At 73.4% G+C, this 15700-nt stretch carries 12 protein-coding genes; 9 read left to right on the top strand and 3 right to left on the bottom strand.

Going from position 1 to position 15700, the window contains the following annotated elements; translation table 11 throughout:
* Positions 1-43: 43 nt before the first annotated feature.
* Positions 44-463 carry a hypothetical protein gene (locus ACZ7DL_RS14460; protein WP_470774341.1) on the bottom strand — a complete coding sequence of 140 codons (420 nt, stop codon included), beginning with the start codon at positions 461-463 and terminating at the stop codon, positions 44-46.
* Position 464: 1 nt separating this feature from the next.
* The gene (locus ACZ7DL_RS14455) at positions 465-824 is read right to left on the bottom strand and encodes a hypothetical protein (RefSeq protein ID WP_470774339.1); all 360 of its coding nucleotides are present in this window, start codon (positions 822-824) and stop codon (positions 465-467) included.
* 69 nt (positions 825-893) lie between these two features.
* Between ACZ7DL_RS14455 and ACZ7DL_RS14450 the strand changes: the two genes are divergently transcribed.
* The 9 genes from ACZ7DL_RS14450 (at position 894) to ACZ7DL_RS14410 (ending at position 13655) form a co-directional block, all read left to right on the top strand.
* The gene (locus ACZ7DL_RS14450; RefSeq protein WP_470774337.1) at positions 894-1544 is read left to right on the top strand and encodes an HAD family hydrolase; all 651 of its coding nucleotides are present in this window, start codon (positions 894-896) and stop codon (positions 1542-1544) included.
* 286 nt (positions 1545-1830) lie between these two features.
* Positions 1831-2922 (top strand): methionine ABC transporter ATP-binding protein, encoded by a 1092-nt coding sequence (locus ACZ7DL_RS14445; RefSeq protein ID WP_470774335.1) that lies wholly within the window; start codon positions 1831-1833, stop codon positions 2920-2922.
* On the top strand, positions 2919-3656 hold the full coding sequence (locus ACZ7DL_RS14440) for a methionine ABC transporter permease (RefSeq protein ID WP_470774333.1): 738 nt from the start codon (positions 2919-2921) through the stop codon (positions 3654-3656). Before ACZ7DL_RS14445 ends, ACZ7DL_RS14440 begins: the two co-directional genes overlap by 4 nt.
* 64 nt (positions 3657-3720) lie before the next feature.
* Positions 3721-4551, top strand: coding sequence for a MetQ/NlpA family ABC transporter substrate-binding protein (locus ACZ7DL_RS14435; protein ID WP_470774331.1), 831 nt, complete (start codon positions 3721-3723; stop codon positions 4549-4551).
* Positions 4552-4705: 154 nt separating this feature from the next.
* Positions 4706-5344 (top strand): GNAT family N-acetyltransferase, encoded by a 639-nt coding sequence (locus ACZ7DL_RS14430; protein ID WP_470774329.1) that lies wholly within the window; start codon positions 4706-4708, stop codon positions 5342-5344.
* 104 nt (positions 5345-5448) lie between these two features.
* Positions 5449-6672, top strand: a complete 1224-nt coding sequence (cbiE, locus tag ACZ7DL_RS14425) for a precorrin-6y C5,15-methyltransferase (decarboxylating) subunit CbiE (RefSeq protein WP_470774328.1) — start codon at positions 5449-5451, stop codon at positions 6670-6672.
* A 342-nt stretch (positions 6673-7014) separates the two neighbouring features.
* Complete coding sequence (cobT, locus tag ACZ7DL_RS14420) at positions 7015-11370, top strand: nicotinate-nucleotide--dimethylbenzimidazole phosphoribosyltransferase (protein WP_470774327.1); 4356 nt, start codon at positions 7015-7017, stop codon at positions 11368-11370.
* A gap of 142 nt (positions 11371-11512) precedes the next feature.
* Complete coding sequence (gene cobA, locus ACZ7DL_RS14415) at positions 11513-12742, top strand: uroporphyrinogen-III C-methyltransferase (protein ID WP_470774326.1); 1230 nt, start codon at positions 11513-11515, stop codon at positions 12740-12742.
* Positions 12743-12836: 94 nt separating this feature from the next.
* Entirely contained in the window at positions 12837-13655 is an 819-nt protein-coding gene (locus ACZ7DL_RS14410; RefSeq protein WP_470774325.1) for a TrmH family RNA methyltransferase, read from the top strand.
* A 99-nt stretch (positions 13656-13754) separates the two neighbouring features.
* On the opposite strand, the gene ACZ7DL_RS14405 is transcribed toward ACZ7DL_RS14410, so the two are convergent.
* Positions 13755-15239 carry a serine/threonine-protein kinase gene (locus tag ACZ7DL_RS14405; protein ID WP_470774324.1) on the bottom strand — a complete coding sequence of 495 codons (1485 nt, stop codon included), beginning with the start codon at positions 15237-15239 and terminating at the stop codon, positions 13755-13757.
* Between the last annotated feature and the right edge of the window lie 461 nt (positions 15240-15700).

The raw sequence follows: 15700 nt of genomic DNA, 5'->3' as shown, positions 1-15700 counted from the left end.
GCGGGCGCGACACACCACGGACCGCCGCAGCCGCCGACGCGGCTCAGGCGCCCCGCGCGATCCGGGCCTTCCTGAGCCAGTACATCGCGGAGAGCGGCAGCAGCACCGGAATGAAGACGTACCCCGCCCCGTAGAACGACCAGACGGTGGCGTCCGGGAAGGCCGAGCGGTCGACCAGCGTCCAGGTGCCGACGATCAGCACTCCGGCGAGCTCGGCGGCGCAGCACACCAGTGCTGCCCGCCGGGCGGTCTCACCCCCCCGGATCAGCGTGTACGTGATGAACCCGTACACGACCCCGGCCAGGGCCGACAGAGAATAACTGAGCGGCGCCCGGTCGAACTCCGTGGCCATCTGGTACGCCGACCGCGACACCGCCCCCACGACCATCACGCCGTAGAACCAGACGAGCAGCATGCCCGGCCCGCTGATCAGCCGGGCCGGCTTCTCCTCCACCGCCGTCACCTCAGCCTCCCCAGATGTCGAAGAGCCGCACTTCCAGCACGGCCAGCACCACACCGCCGGCGGCCACCGTCACCGAACCCCAGCGGGTGCGCTCGGCCAGTGACATCAGGCCCGCCGCCGGAACACACGCGAACGCGCCCAGCAGATACGCCACGAAGATCGTCGTGCCCTGCTCCGGCTTCTCGCCCCGCGCCAGCTGCACGATCCCGATCACCAGCTGGACGACGGCCAGCAGCGACACCACGGCCATGCCGATGAAGTGCCAGTCCTTCGTCGGCTGGTCGCGATAGGCGGCCCAGCCGCACCAGGCGGCGAGCAGCAGCGCGGCGACACCGGTCACCAGCGTCAGGGCATTGAGCATGCCGTGACCCTATTACGGCCGAAACGGCCCGAGGCCGCCGCCCCCGCCGTACACCGTAGGGTCTAGACCATGACGATCCACGCACGCGCCCTCCTGTTCGACAACGACGGCACTCTCGTCTCCTCCCTCGACTCCGTCGAGCGCTGCTGGACCCGCTGGGCCCGGGAGTACGGGATCACGGCCGAGGAGTTCGGGCGGGTGGCGCTGCACGGGCGGCCCGCCGCCGAGATAGTCGCCGATCTGCTGCCCGCCCACCTCGTGGCGGAGGCGGTCGCCCGGGTCGAGCAGCTGGAGGTGGACGACGTGCCCGGTGGTGGCGTGCGGCTCCTGCCCGGCACCCGGGACTTCCTCGACTCCCTGCCGGCTGAGACCTGGGCCGTCGTCACCTCCGCCACCCGGCGGCTCGCCGAGGCCCGCCTGGACGCCGTGGGCATCCTGCCCAAGACGCTGATCGCCGCCGACGACATCACGCGCGGCAAGCCCGACCCCGAGCCCTACCTGCTCGCCGCCCGGCGGCTCGGCGTCGACCCGGCCGATTGTGTCGTCTTCGAGGACGCCCCGGCCGGACTCCAGGCGGGCCGCGCCGCCGGAATGACCACCGTGGCGTTGGCCACAACCCACCGCGCGGAGGAACTGGACGCCGACCTGGTGGTGAAGGACCTGGCGGCCTTGTCCGCACTGGTCACCGACCGGGACGTGGAAATCTCCGTCCGCCGCTGAGGTCCCGGACCGGGCTGTCCGCCGCTGTCCAGTATCCGGACAGCGGCGTCCGGTCAGGACCGTGCGTCTGGTTTACTGATCGCATGACCACGACGAGCTGCCGCACCCTTGCGACCGAGGCGACCATGACGCCCGGTGCTCGTTGTATGTGTCGCCTGATGTGTCGAATGTGCGCCTTCTAGAGGGCCCCCGCATCAGCTGAGCCTCGCGCCCCGAAGCGAGAGCCGTGGCATGTCCGTGCGCCATAGCCGTACGAGACGCACGGCCACTTCCATGCCTGAACCGCATGCACCCGTGCCCGGGCACACCCACGCCCGCGCACTCGACAGTGACGGAAACCCACGTGATCACCACCTCGGGCCTGACCAAGGTCTACCGCTCCCGCGGCCGTGAGGTCACCGCCCTCGACGGCGTCGATCTCCACGTCCGCGAAGGCGAGGTCTACGGCGTCATCGGCCAGTCCGGTGCCGGCAAGTCCTCCCTCATCCGCTGCGTCAACCTGCTGGAGCGCCCCACCTCGGGCACCGTGACCGTCGCCGGGCAGGACCTCACCGCCCTGGCCGGCCGCGGCCCGCGCGCCGGCCGGGAACTGCGCCGGGCACGCAGCCGGATCGGCATGGTCTTCCAGCACTTCAACCTGCTCTCCTCGCGGACCGTGCAGGACAACGTCGAGCTGCCGCTGGAGATCCTCGGCCAGGCGGGCCGGGCACGCTCCCGCAAGGCGCTGGAGCTGCTCGACCTGGTCGGCCTCGCCGACAAGGCCAAGGCCTACCCCGCCCAGCTCTCCGGCGGCCAGAAGCAGCGCGTCGGCATCGCCCGCGCCCTGGCCGGCGACCCCAAGGTGCTGCTGTCCGACGAGGCCACCAGCGCCCTCGACCCGGAGACCACCCGCTCCATCCTCCAGCTGCTGCGCGACCTGAACCGGCAGCTGGGCCTGACCGTCCTGCTCATCACGCACGAGATGGACGTCGTGAAGTCGATCTGCGACTCCGCCGCCCTCATGGAGAACGGCCGGATCGTCGAGTCCGGCACGGTCAGCGAACTGCTCGCCACCCCGGGCTCCACGCTCGCCGCCGCGCTGTTCCCGGTGGGCGGCGAGGCCACCGGCGCCGACCGGACCGTCCTCGACGTCACCTTCCACGGCGAGGCCGCCACCCAGCCGGTCATCTCCCAGCTCTCGCGCACCTACAACATCGACATCTCGATCCTCGGCGCCGCCATCGACACCGTCGGCGGCCTCCAGGTCGGCCGTATGCGCATCGAACTGCCCGGCCGCTACGAGGACAACGTGGTGCCGATCGGGTTCCTGCGCGAACAGGGCCTGGAGATCGACGTCGTGGGCCAGGAGGCCCTGCTGGTCAAGGAAGGTGCCAAGTGACCTGGTCGGAGATGCAGCCGCTGCTGTCGCAGGCGTGTTCCGAGACGTTCGCCATGGTGCTCTGGTCCACCCTGATCGCCGTCGTCGCCGGCCTTCCGCTCGGCATCCTCCTCGTCCTCACGGACCGAGGCGGCCTGCTCCAGAACGTCGTCGCCAACAAGGTGATCGGCCAGATCGTGAACATCGGCCGGTCCATGCCGTTCATCATCCTGATGGTCGCGCTGATGACCTTCACGCGCTGGGTCACCGGCACGACCATCGGAACCACCGCGGCGATCGTGCCGCTGGCCATCGGCGGCATCCCCTTCTTCGCCCGCCTGGTCGAGACGGCCGTCCGCGAAGTGGACCACGGGCTGGTCGAGGCCGTGCAGTCCATGGGCGGCAACACCTGGACGATCGTCCGCAAGGTCCTCGTCCCCGAGGCCCTGCCCTCGCTGATCGCCAGCACCACCACCACGATCATCGCCCTCATCGGCTACTCCGCCATGGCCGGCACGGTCGGCGGCGGCGGCCTCGGCGACCTCGCCGTCCGCTACGGCTACCAGCGCTTCGAGACCGAGCTGATGTGGATCACCGTGGCGATCCTCGCCGTCGTCATCTCTCTCATCCAGTTCGCCGGCGACTTCGCCGCCCGCTCCCTGCACCGCCGCGGCGCGCGCTCCGGCCCGGTACCCAAGCTCCGCCTGCTGAAGGCGAAGGAGCCGGCCGCGGCCGACGTCAGCAAGGTCGCCTGAGCACCCCCAAGACTCCCCGTGCCCGTACACGGGGCCGCACCACCCTTCAGGAAAGGCACTTTTCGTGCGTAACACCGCCAAGCTCACCACCGCCGTCCTCGCCGCCGCAGCCCTCACCTTCGGGCTGACCGCCTGCGGCTCCGGCAACGACTCCGGCTCCTCCGACACCAGCGGCCCGCTGATCGTCGCCGCGAGCCCGACCCCGCACGCCGAGATCCTCAACTTCGTCAAGGACAAGCTGGCGAAGAAGGCAGGCCTCGACCTGGAGGTCAGGGAGTTCACCGACTACATCGCGCCGAACACGGCGACCGAGGACGGTTCGGTGGGCGCCAACTACTTCCAGAACCAGCCGTACCTGGACGACTTCAACAAGAAGCGCGGCACCCACATCGTGCCCGTCGTCACGGTGCACCTGGAGCCGCTCGGCCTGTACTCCCACAAGGTCAAGAAGGCCGACGACCTCAAGAGCGGTGCGACCATCGCCGTCCCGAACGACGCCGTCAACGAGGCCCGCGCCCTGAAGCTGCTCGCCGCCAACGGGCTCATCACCCTCAAGGACGGCACCGGCAACGAGGCCACCCCGCGGGACATCACCAAGAACCCCAAGAACCTCACGTTCAAGGAGGTCGAGGCGGCTCAGACCCCGCGCTCCCTGGACGACGTGGACGCGGCCGTGGTCAACGGCAACTACGCCATCTCCGCGGGCCTGAAGCCGGCGAAGGAAGCCCTCGTCCTGGAGTCCGCGAAGGACAACCCGTACGGCAACTTCCTCGCCGTGAAGGAGGGCAACGAGAAGGACCCGCGGGTCAAGAAGCTCGCCAAGCTCCTCACCTCGCCCGAGGTCAAGAAGTTCATCGAGGACAAGTACCAGGGCTCGGTCATCGCGTCCTTCTGAGTCCTCGCCGTCGGTGCAACTGCCGGGGTCCACTCCCTCACCGGGTGTGGACCCCGTCGTGCGGTCGAGTGGTTTCATGCTGCATGCTGGGCAGTTCAGCAGGCCTGACGGCCCTGAGGTCTTCCGAGGATTCCCGAAGGTAACGGAGCGGCGCATGACGAGCACCTTCCCCAACATCTCCATCAGCACGGAGCGGTTGGTGCTGCGCCCCTTCGACGAGGACGACGTGCCCGCCCTGGCCGAGATGATGAACGACGAGCAGGTCGTCGCCTGGACCACCGTTCCCCACCCCTACACCGCGTCCGACGCCCGCCGGTGGATCACCCGGCTCGCCCCCGACGAACGCACCGAGGGCCGCGGCATCGTGCTCGCCGTCACCGAGTTCCTCACCCAGCGGCTCGTCGGCATCGTGCACCTGAGGAACACCGACTGGCGCGTCCGCTCCAGTGAGATCGCCTACGTCATCGCCCCCTGGGCCCGCGGCGAGGGCTACGCCTCCGAGGCCGCCCTCGCCACCGCCCAGTGGCTCTTCCACGACCGGAAGTTCGAGCGGCTCGAACTGCGCACCGCCGCCGACAACACCGCCTCCCAGCAGGTCGCCCAGAAGATCGGCTGTATCAGCGAGGGTGTCCTCCGCAACGCCTGGATAGCGCGGACCAGGACCGACGACGGTGCCTGGACCGAGGTGCGCACGGACGTCATCGTCTGGAGCCTGCTGCCGGAGGACCTCGCCGGAGTCAGCGAGCAGCTGGCCGACACGGGCGGTTTCACGTCGTACTCGGACTGGAACTGAGCCCGCGGGCGACCGGCCTTCGCACCGCACCGGATACCCTCACGGAGCCCGCCCCGGGCTCTTCGCCCCCAAGACCTGCGCAGAACCACTGGAGACTGACGACGATGGCCGACCGGGTCACGGTGATCGGCTGGGACGGCTCGCCGCTGACCGACGCGGCACGGGCCGCCCTCGGCGCCGCCACCCTCGTGGCGGGTGCCGCCCACCACCTGGCGCTGCCCGAGCTGCCGCCCACCGCCGAGCGCATCCGCCTCGGCAGCCTCGCCCTGGCCGCCCGCCGCATCGCCGCCCACCGCGGCACCGCGGTCGTGTTCGCCGACGGCGACCCCGGCTTCTTCGGCGTCGTACGGGCGCTGCGCGCGCCCGAGTTCGGCCTGGAGGTGGAGGTCGTCCCCGCCGTCTCCTCGGTGGCCGCCGCCTTCGCCCGCGCCGGCATGCCCTGGGACGACGCCCAGGTCGTCGTCGCCCACCCGCGCACCCTGCGCCGGGCCGTCAACGTCTGCCGCGCCCACACCAAGGTCGCCGTCCTCACCGCGCCGGGCGCCGGCCCCGCCGAACTCGGCCTCCTGCTGGAAGGCGTCCACCGCACCTTCGTCATCTGCGAGGAACTCGGCACCGAACGCGAACAGGTCACCGTCGTCACCTCCGACAAGGCCGCCGACCACACCTGGCGCGACCCCAACGTCGTGATCGTCATCGGCGGACCCGTCGGCGCGGGGGAGGGCGGCGGCTGGATCGCCGGGCGCGACCCGGGCGCCGGCCCGCGCGGCTGGGTGCAGCCCGACGAGAGCTACGGCGCCGGACCGGGCGGAGGGCTCGGCGAGGGCGAGCGGGAACTGCTCCGCGCCGCCCAACTCGCCCGCCTCGGGCCCCGGGTCGGCGACCTGGTGTGGGACATCGGCTGCGGCTCCGGCGCGTTCGCCACCGAGGCCGCGCGGGCCGGCGCGGCCGTCATCGCCGTCGATCGCGACCCCGCGGCCTGCGCCCGCGCCGAGGGGGCCGCGCGCCGGTTCGGCGTCCAGCTCCAGGCCGTCTGCGGCACCGCCCCGCACGTCCTCGAAAACCTGCCCGAGCCGGACGTCGTACGGGTCGGCGGCGGGGGACCGGCCGTCGTCTCCGCGGTCGCCGACCGGCGCCCGCAGCGCATCGTCACGCACGCCGCCACCCGCGACGCGGCCGAACTCGTCGGCCGCGATCTGACCGAGCACGGGTACCGCGTCGAGTGCGCCCTGCTCCAGTCCGTCGAACTCGACACCCGTGCCTGGACCGAGACCGAGCGGAGTGTCGCGTTCCTGCTCAGCGGGGTACTGCCCGACCGCGCCCCGTGATCCTGTTGTCGTACCGGCGCGGTAGGCTGGCCGATCGTTGTACCGCACCGGTGGCCCGAACTTCGTTCGCCAATGTCCGGAACGCACACCCGTATTGGGGTGGGTGTGGTACGGCGGAACCGGAGGACGCGCAACGTGGCGCAGTCCACAGCGGACTGTCGCGGATCATGCTGTCGCGACGGCGGAACGGCCGGGACAATGCCACTGAATGGCTTTGTCGCCTTTTCCGGCGGGTCGTTCGTGCCGCTGGGCACGGACGCTCGTTCTTCACTGCGGGGCGGTCGGTGCGCCGTTCCGGGTGAGCTGGTCGTAGAAGCACTAACCGATGGGCGAGGGGTACGCATGACCGACACCGGCCAGGTCCCGGGCGAGGGGCAGCCGGAGAGCGCAGGCATGGTGGAACAGCCGGGCGTCCTTGCGCACGGCGCGTACACCTACCTCTCCGACGCACACGCCGAGGACGAAGACCTGCTGCTGCCGGGTGCCCAGGGCGCGTGGGGCAACGAGGTGCCGCCACCCGCTCCGGAACCGGTGGTCGAGGCCGTCCACGAGCCGGGCCCGCACGAGATGAGCGGCCGGGACAGCGGCTCCGTCGACCTCAGCGGCGTTCGGCTGCCCGACCCCGGCCCGGCCTCCGCGCCGCCGTCACCGATCCTCTCGGCGCCGCACGAGCCGGTGGCCGCGCCGCAGCCGCAGCGCCGCCCGCTGCACCTCGGCCCGCCGATCCCGGACGCCTCCGCCAGCCCGGTCCGCTCCCTCGCCGACCGCGGCCCCGCCGGTGCGCCGGTGCGCCAGCCCGGGCCGCCGACCGCCGGCCCCGAATACCTCGACGCGCAGCCGCTGCACGACATGGCCCCGCAGAGCGCGGCCCCCTGGGGTGCGGCCCCGGCCGCCCCGGCCCAGGTCGGCGTCCAGGCCCCGGCTGCGGAAACGGTCAGTCCGCCCGCGCCCCCCGAGCCGGCCGACGCCGCCCAGGCCGCGGTGGCCCGCCTCGCACACCAGGCCGCGGCACAGGTGCAGCCCGGCGACGGCGCCCAGGCAACGGCCCAGGCAGTCGTGCACGCCCATGACGGGGTGCAGCCGGTGCACGGCCATGACGGGGTGTACGGCGCGCCGGCGGTTCCGGCGGCCGAGAGCGTGCAGGCCGCGGCTGAGCAGGGCGGAGCGGGTGCCGAGGGCTTCCCGCTTCCGGTGGAGCAGGGCGCCGAGGGTGCGCCGGTTCCGGTGGAGCAGGGTGCCGAGGGTGCGCCGGTTCCGGTGGAGCAGGGTGCCGAGGGTGTTGCGGTGCCGGCCGAGCAGGCCGGCTCCGAGGGACCTGCGGTTCCTGTGGCACAGCTTGTCGATGGTGCGCCGGCTCCGGTGACCGTCGTCGACGGAGTTCTCTCGGCCGAGGCGGCCCCGGCGGAGCAGGCCGTGCCGGCTGCCGAGGGCGCCGTACCCGCGCCTGCCGTATCCGCGCCTGCTGTATCCGCGCCCGACGGGGAGCCCGGGCAGGTGCCCGCAGCGGCGGGGCAGACCGCCGAGGTGCCGGGCGGTGCACAGGGTCCGGCGCCGGCCCCGGAAGCCGGGACCGGCACCGATCAGGGCGGGGCACAGCTCCCGGACCAGACCGTTCCGGCGCCCGAGGGCACGGAAGCCGCGCAGGTCGCTCAGGCCGCGGAGGCTCCCGGTGCCGCGGCCGCCGCGGAGACCGAGACGGTGGCGGCCGAGACCGCTCAGCCGGCCGCGGCCATGGAGTCGGCCCAGGCCGCGCCGCCCGCCGAGGCCGTGCCCGGTCAGCCGGCCGTAGCCGCCGAGCCGGTGCAGGCCGCGCCGCCCGCCGAGGTGGCGCAGCCGGCTACGGCGGCCCAGCCCGGCGACGCCGTCCAGCTCGCCGACGCCCCGCAGCCCACCGACTCCGCCCAGGCGGCCCGGGAGCCCATGGCCGCCCAGGACACGGTCCCGTCCGCGGACGCGACCGCCGCTCAGGACGCGACGGCCGCTCAGGACGTGACGGCCGCCACCGACGCGGTCACCGCTCAGGACGTGGCCGACGCCCCCGGCGCAGTGGCCGCCCAGGACCCGGCCCAGCCCGCCGACGTCCCTGCCGCCGAGGCCCCCGACCCGACGGCTGTCCCCGCCGTCGAGCCCGTCGCCCCGCAGGGCGCGGCCGCCACCGACCCCGCCGCCCCGGCGCAGCCGGCCCCGGCCGTCACCGACGCCCCTGGTGTCGTACCGGCCGCAGCGGAGGCCGCCCCCCAGGAGCCCGGCACGCCCGTCGCGCCGACCCCCGAGGCGCAGGCGCCGCAGGCCCAGGCACCGCAGGCCGAGGCACTCCTGGTCCAGGCACCGCCCGCCGAAGCGCCGCAGGCCGACGTGCCCGCCCAGACCGTCGGCGCCGGCGTGCCCGAGGCCGCCGAGGTGATGACCGAGCCGGCCGTGCTGCAGGTGCAGGGGCCGCAGCTCGCCGAGAGCGTTCCGCAGGACGCCGACGCCACGACCGTGTCCGCCGTACCGCAGCCGCAGCCGCAGCCGCAGGCAGTGCAGACCGCCGAGCGGAGCGCGGCCGGGCAGCCCGGCACCCCGGCACCGGCCGCCGGCCCGCAGCTCCAGCCGCAGGCGCCGGTCACCGCCGTACCCGACCCCGCGGTGGCCCCGCAGCCGCAGCACCCGGAGCAGCCGCTCGGCCAGTTCGTGCCGGTGGAGGGCCAGGTGCCCACCACCCCGCACCTGGCGCCCACCCCGCCGCAGCCGCTCGTCGTACCGGCGGAGGTCCTGGCGGCGGACGGGCCCCAGGGGCCCCAGGGCCCGCAGGAGCAGCCGGAGCCGGTGGCCACCGTGCCCGCGCCCCGGGAGGGCGAGCCGGGCGCCGCGCCGGACGCGCAGCCCGTCCCCGATGTCGTACAGCACGCGGAGGACCTGGAGACCAGGGCCGCCGACCAGGAAGAGGGCACGGCCGAAGTGGCGGAAGCACGAGAGTCCACCGGCCCGGCCGCGCCCGGATACGCCGACGCCGAGCGCGAGGCCGTGCTGAAGGTGATGCGCGAGCGCCGCGACATCCGCAACGGCTTCCGCAGCGATCCCATCCCGCACGAGGTGCTGCTCAGAGTCCTGGAGGCCGCGCACACCGCGCCCTCCGTCGGCCACTCGCAGCCCTGGGACTTCGTCGTGATCCGGTCCGCCGAGACCCGGCGGACCATGCACGAACTGGCGATGCGTCAGCGCGAGGCCTACGCCAAGTCGCTGCCGAAGGGCCGGGCCAAGCAGTTCAAGGAACTGAAGATCGAGGCCATCCTCGACACCCCGGTCAACATCGTCGTCACAGCAGACCCCACCCGCGGCGGCCGTCACACCCTCGGCCGTCACACCCAGCCGCAGATGGCGCCCTACTCCTCGGCGCTCGCGGTGGAGAACCTCTGGCTCGCCGCCCGCGCCGAAGGCCTCGGCGTCGGCTGGGTCAGCTTCTTCGACGAGCGGGAGATGGTCCGCGCGCTCGGCCTGCCCGAGCACCTTGAAGTCGTCGCCTACCTGTGTGTCGGGTACGTCGACGAGTTCCCGGACGAGCCCGAGCTGATGCAGGCCGGCTGGTCCAAGCGACGCCCCCTGTCCTGGGTGGTGCACGAGGAGACGTACGGCCGCCGCGCCCTGCCCGGAGAGGAACCCCACGACCTGCTCGCCGAGACCGTCGCACAGATCCGCCCGCTGGACGCCAAGGCGCTCGGCGAGGCGTGGGAGCGTCAGAAGCGCATGACCAAGCCGGCCGGCGCGCTGGGCATGCTGGAGATCATCTCCGCCCAGCTGTCCGGGCTGTCCAGGCAGTGCCCGCCGCCGATCCCGGAGCCCGCCGCCGTCGCCATCTTCGCCGGGGACCACGGCGTGCACGCCCAGGGCGTCACCCCGTGGCCGCAGGAGGTCACCGCCCAGATGGTGGCCAACTTCCTCGGCGGGGGAGCCGTCTGCAACGCCTTCGCCAACCAGGTCGGCGCCGAGGTGTGCGTCGTGGACGTGGGTGTCGCCGCCGACCTGCCGGCCACCCCGGGCCTGCTGCCCCGCAAGATCCGCGGCGGCACCTCCGACATGACCACCGGCCCCGCCATGACCCGCGAGGAGGTCAAGGCGGCCATCGAGGTGGGCATCGAGACCGCCCGCGACCTGGTGGCGGCCGGCAACAAGGCCCTGCTCACCGGTGAGATGGGCATCGCCAACACCACCGCGTCGGCCGCGCTGATCTCCGTCTTCACCGGTGCCGACCCGGCCGAGGTGACCGGCCGCGGCACGGGCATCAACGACGAGACCCTCGCCCGCAAGACCGACGTCGTCCGCCGCGCCCTGGAGCTCCATCAGCCGGACCCGGCCGACCCGATCGGCGTCCTCGCGGCGATCGGCGGCTTCGAGCACGCGGCCATGGTCGGTCTGCTGCTCGGCGGAGCCTCGCTGCGCACGCCGGTGATCCTGGACGGCGTGAGCGCCGGTGCGGCGGCTCTCGTGGCCCGCGCGATCGCCCCCGAGGTCCTCGCGGCCTGCATCGCCGGCCACCGCAGCGCCGAACCCGGCCACGTCGCCGCCCTCAACAAGCTCGGCCTGCGCCCGCTGGTCGACCTCGACCTCCGCCTCGGCGAGGGCACGGGCGCGCTGCTCGCGCTGCCGCTGGTGCAGAGCACGGCGCGGGCGATGCACGAGGTGGCCACCTTCGATTCGGCGGGCGTCACCGAGAAGTAGGCCCCGCAGGACGGGTGGTCCGGTGTTTCAGCTGTCGGACCACCCGTGTCCCGGTCCCTGCCCACACCCTAAAATCTGCACGTCAGGGCCGCTCCGAAGGTGCAGCGCGCCCATCGCACAGCTGCACGAGGAGTCGCCCCTCATGGCCGAACACCCCGCCTACCCCGTAGGCCTCCGCCTCTCCGGCCGCCGCGTGGTCGTCCTCGGTGGCGGCCAGGTCGCCCAGCGCCGCCTCCCGGCGCTCATCGCAGCAGGCGCGGACATCGTCCTCGTGTCTCCCGAGGCCACCCCTTCGGTGGAGGCCATGGCGGACGCGGGCGAGATCACCTGGCTGAGGCGCGCGTACGAGGACGGCGACCTCGCCGAGGCCTGGTACGCCCTCATCGCCACCAGCGACCCCGAGGCCAACACGCGGGCCTCCGCCGAGGCGGAGCGGCACCGTGTCTGGTGTGTCCGCTCCGACGACGCCGACCAGGCGACGGCGTGGACCCCGGCGACCGGCCACAGCGAGGGCGTCACCGTGGCCGTACTGACCACGCACGCGCGTGGCCGTGACCCCCGGCACACCGCCGCCATCCGGGACGCGGTCGTCGAGGGCCTGCGCGACGGCACGCTGGTCGCCCCGCACCACCGCACCCGCACCCCTGGCGTGGCCCTGGTCGGCGGTGGCCCCGGCGACCCCGACCTGATCACGGTCCGCGGCCGGCGCCTCCTCGCCGAGGCGGACGTCGTCATCGCCGACCGGCTCGGCCCGCGCGACCTGCTCGCCGAACTCCCGTCGCATGTCGAGGTGATCGACGCGGCGAAGATCCCGTACGGCCGCTACATGGCCCAGGAGGCCATCAACAACGCGCTCATCGAGCACGCCAAGCAGGGCAAGGCGGTCGTCCGGCTCAAGGGCGGTGACCCGTTCGTCTTCGGCCGGGGCATGGAGGAGGTCCAGGCGCTGGCCGAGGCCGGCATCCCGTGCACGGTGGTCCCGGGCATCTCCAGCTCGATCTCGGTGCCGGGCGCGGCCGGCATCCCGGTCACGCACCGGGGAGTGGCCCATGAGTTCACCGTGGTCAGCGGCCATGTGGCGCCCGACGACGAGCGCTCCCTGGTCGACTGGCCGTCGCTGGCCAAGCTCACCGGCACGCTCGTGATCCTCATGGGCGTCGACAAGATCGGGAAGATCGCCGAGACGCTCGTCGCGCACGGCAAGTCCCCCGAGACCCCGGTCGCCCTGGTCCAGGAGGGGACCACGGCCGCCCAGCGGCGCGTGGACGCCACCCTGGCCACGGTCGCCGAGACGGTACGCGCCGAGGACGTGAAGCCGCCGGCGGTCATCGTCGTCGGCGAGGTCGTGCGGGTCGGCCCCGAGACGCCGTGACGGTCCACGACCTTGGCTTGATCTCGCGTAACCCGGGGTAACCCACCCCCGCCCAGCCGTTGGCACCACACCCAGGACAAGGCAGTATCACCCTGTGGCCGATCTCATCACCGTCGAGGATCCCGACGACCCGCGCCTCTCCGACTACACAGGCCTGACCGACGTGGAGCTGCGCCGCAAGCGCGAGCCCGCCGAGGGTCTGTTCATCGCCGAGGGCGAAAAGGTCATCCGCAGGGCCAAGGAAGCCGGCTACGAGATGCGGTCGATGCTGCTCTCGGCCAAGTGGATCGACGTCATGCGCGATGTCATCGACGAGCTCCCGGCCCCGGTGTACGCCGTCAGCCCGGAACTCGCCGAACGCGTCACCGGCTACCACGTGCACCGCGGCGCCCTCGCCTCCATGCAGCGCAAGCCGCTGCCGACGGCCGTCGAACTGCTCCGCTCCGCCCGGCGGGTCGTCGTCATGGAGTCGGTCAACGACCACACCAACATCGGCGCGATCTTCCGCTCGGCGGCGGCTCTCGGCATGGACGCGGTCCTGCTGTCGCCCGACTGCGCCGACCCGCTGTACCGGCGGAGCGTCAAGGTCTCCATGGGCGCGGTGTTCTCGGTGCCGTACGCCCGTCTGGAGACCTGGCCGAAGGGCCTGGAATCGGTCCGCGAGGCCGGCTTCACCTTGCTCGCGCTCACCCCGGACGACAAGGCCCGCACCCTGGACGAGGCCGCTCCGCACCGGATGGACCGGGTGGCGCTCATGCTCGGTGCCGAGGGCGACGGACTCTCCACCCAGGCGCTGGTAGCCGCCGACGAATGGGTCCGCATCCCGATGTCCCACGGCGTCGACTCCCTGAACGTGGGCGCGGCGGCCGCGGTGGCGTTCTACGCGGTGGCGACGGGCCGGCCGGCGTCCTGACCGGCGGTCCGGCACAGCTGGATTCCCGGTCCGGGCTGACGTTCCGGCACAGCTGCTTGCCCGGCCGGAGCGGCGTCGGCCGTCTCGACCGTCTGCCGTTCAGTTCCCGGCGTCGTGGCTCAGAGTCGACTTGTACGGGTCCGGCATGACCTTGCCGTCGCCCGGCAGCACGTAGCTCGGCTGTGCGTGCCGCTGCCGCTGGACGCCGTCGTCGCCGCCGAGCCCGCGCGCCGGGCCCTGGCAGCCCTGGGCCACCGCGATGCCCAGCGCCACCAGCAGCGTCACCACCACGAACACGAACAGCCGCTGCCGCAGCAGCCGCGGATTGGCCGGCCGCCACCAGGTCCACGAGGGCCGCTGCCCCGGCCGCCCGGAACCGCTGCGCGGAGCGGGCCGGCCGCCACTGCCGGAGCGCGGGCCGCCGCCGCGCGGCGCCGGGGTGTGACGCGGCACACCCGGCCGGGAGGAGACGGCACCGCCACCGCGCGCACCGCTGCCGCCCCGCGAGGCCACGCCCCCACGGGACGGGACGTCACCGCGCGAGGACGGCCCGCCCCGCGACGGCACATCGCCCCGCGAGGCCGGACCGCCGCGCGACGGCACGCCCCGGGACGGGGTGCCCCCGCGCGGCAGCGGCGTACCCGGGGAGGTACGCCGCTGGACGCGCTGCTGGTCGGGATAGGTGTCGGCGAGCCGCCCGGTGGGCCGGTCCGCCTCGGCGGCGCGCGGCACGGGCGGTCGTACGTCGGTCAGGCCCTGCGCCTCCCGGGCGGCGATCTCCTTGAGCCGCAGCGACAGCTGGAGGGTGCTCGGGCGCTCGTCGGGATCCTTCGCCAGGCAGGCCCGGATCAGCGGGGCGAGCGCGTCCGGCACGCCGTACAGCTGCGGCTCCTCATGCACCACCCGGTACAGCATCACCTCGGAACTGCCGTGTCCGAAGGGCGAGTCACCGGTGGAGGCGTAGGCCAGGGTGGCGCCCAGGGAGAAGACGTCGGTGGCCGGCGTGACCGCCGCGCCGCGCACCTGCTCGGGGGCGAGGAAGCCGGGGGAGCCGACCGCGGTGCCCACGTGGGTGAGCGTGGAGGCACCGGTGGCCCACGCGATGCCGAAGTCGATGATCCGCGGCCCCTTCGGGGACAGCAGGATGTTGGAGGGCTTCAGGTCCCGGTGGACGACCCCGGCCTCGTGCACGGCGACCAGCCCCTCGGACAGGGCCGCGCCGACCGCCGCCGTGTCCGCCGCGCCGAGCGGGCCCGCGTCGGCGACCTTGTCGTGCAGGGAAGGGCCGGGCACGTACTGGGTGGCGAACCAGGGCCGCTCGGCCTCCAGGTCGGCGGCGACCAGCCGGGCCGTGCAGCCGCCGCGGATACGCCGGGCCGCCGACACCTCACGCGCGAACCGCGACCGGAACTCCTGGTCCTCCGCCAGGTCGGGCCGGATCACCTTCAGCGCGACCCGCTGCCCCTTCTTGTCGGAGCCGAGATAGACCACGCCCATCCCGCCCGCGCCGAGCCGTCGGTGAAGCCTGAACGAGCCGACGACGCGCGGGTCCTCGCGCCTCAGGCGCATCATCGCCATGTTCATCCCCGCTGCCCGGTCCCTGTGACGAGGCACAGCTTACGTTTCCACGGCCGCCTGCGCGCAGAGGCCGCGCCCTCTCGGCCGGACGGATTGTGCGGGCCGTACGGGGCAGGTGAAACGCGGTCAGGAACCCCGGAGGGAGGGCGACTTCACACCACAGGTGGGACCAACCACCTGGTGCCGAAGGGCGGTTGGGCTTCCATGAGGACACCGTGCCCGGCTCCGCCCGCCCGCCGGCCGACGGTCACGGCCGGCCCGGGGGACCGGCCGCGCCCCGGATCGCGAGCCGTCTCGGACACCCCTCCCGGCCCCGCCCGCAGTGATCGAAGTCACCCCGATCGCCCCGGAGGACGCATCGGAAATGACCGGACACAGCGGGCGCCTCCTCAGGGAAGACCCCGAGACGTAGGACCGCGTCTCCACCCAGGGGAGTACTCCACAGGTCAGGGCTCATCCTCCGGGAG

The organism is Streptomyces sp. NPDC036984, assembly GCF_055607665.1.
The sequence above is the reverse complement of the archived record's forward strand: the minus strand, read 5'-3'. Positions and strand labels throughout refer to the sequence as shown.

Excerpts from the sequence above, each read along its gene's own strand:
- ACZ7DL_RS14455 (WP_470774339.1), bottom strand. The coding sequence starts at position 824 with ATGCTCAATGCCCTGACGCTGGTGACCGGTGTCGCCGCGCTGCTGCTC.
- cbiE (WP_470774328.1), top strand. The coding sequence starts at position 5,449 with ATGGCCGACCGGGTCACGGTGATCGGCTGGGACGGCTCGCCGCTGACC.
- cobT (WP_470774327.1), top strand. The coding sequence starts at position 7,015 with ATGACCGACACCGGCCAGGTCCCGGGCGAGGGGCAGCCGGAGAGCGCA.
- ACZ7DL_RS14445 (WP_470774335.1), top strand. The coding sequence starts at position 1,831 with ATGCACCCGTGCCCGGGCACACCCACGCCCGCGCACTCGACAGTGACG.
- ACZ7DL_RS14430 (WP_470774329.1), top strand. The coding sequence starts at position 4,706 with ATGACGAGCACCTTCCCCAACATCTCCATCAGCACGGAGCGGTTGGTG.
- ACZ7DL_RS14450 (WP_470774337.1), top strand. The coding sequence starts at position 894 with ATGACGATCCACGCACGCGCCCTCCTGTTCGACAACGACGGCACTCTC.
- ACZ7DL_RS14405 (WP_470774324.1), bottom strand. The coding sequence starts at position 15,239 with ATGAACATGGCGATGATGCGCCTGAGGCGCGAGGACCCGCGCGTCGTC.
- cobA (WP_470774326.1), top strand. The coding sequence starts at position 11,513 with ATGGCCGAACACCCCGCCTACCCCGTAGGCCTCCGCCTCTCCGGCCGC.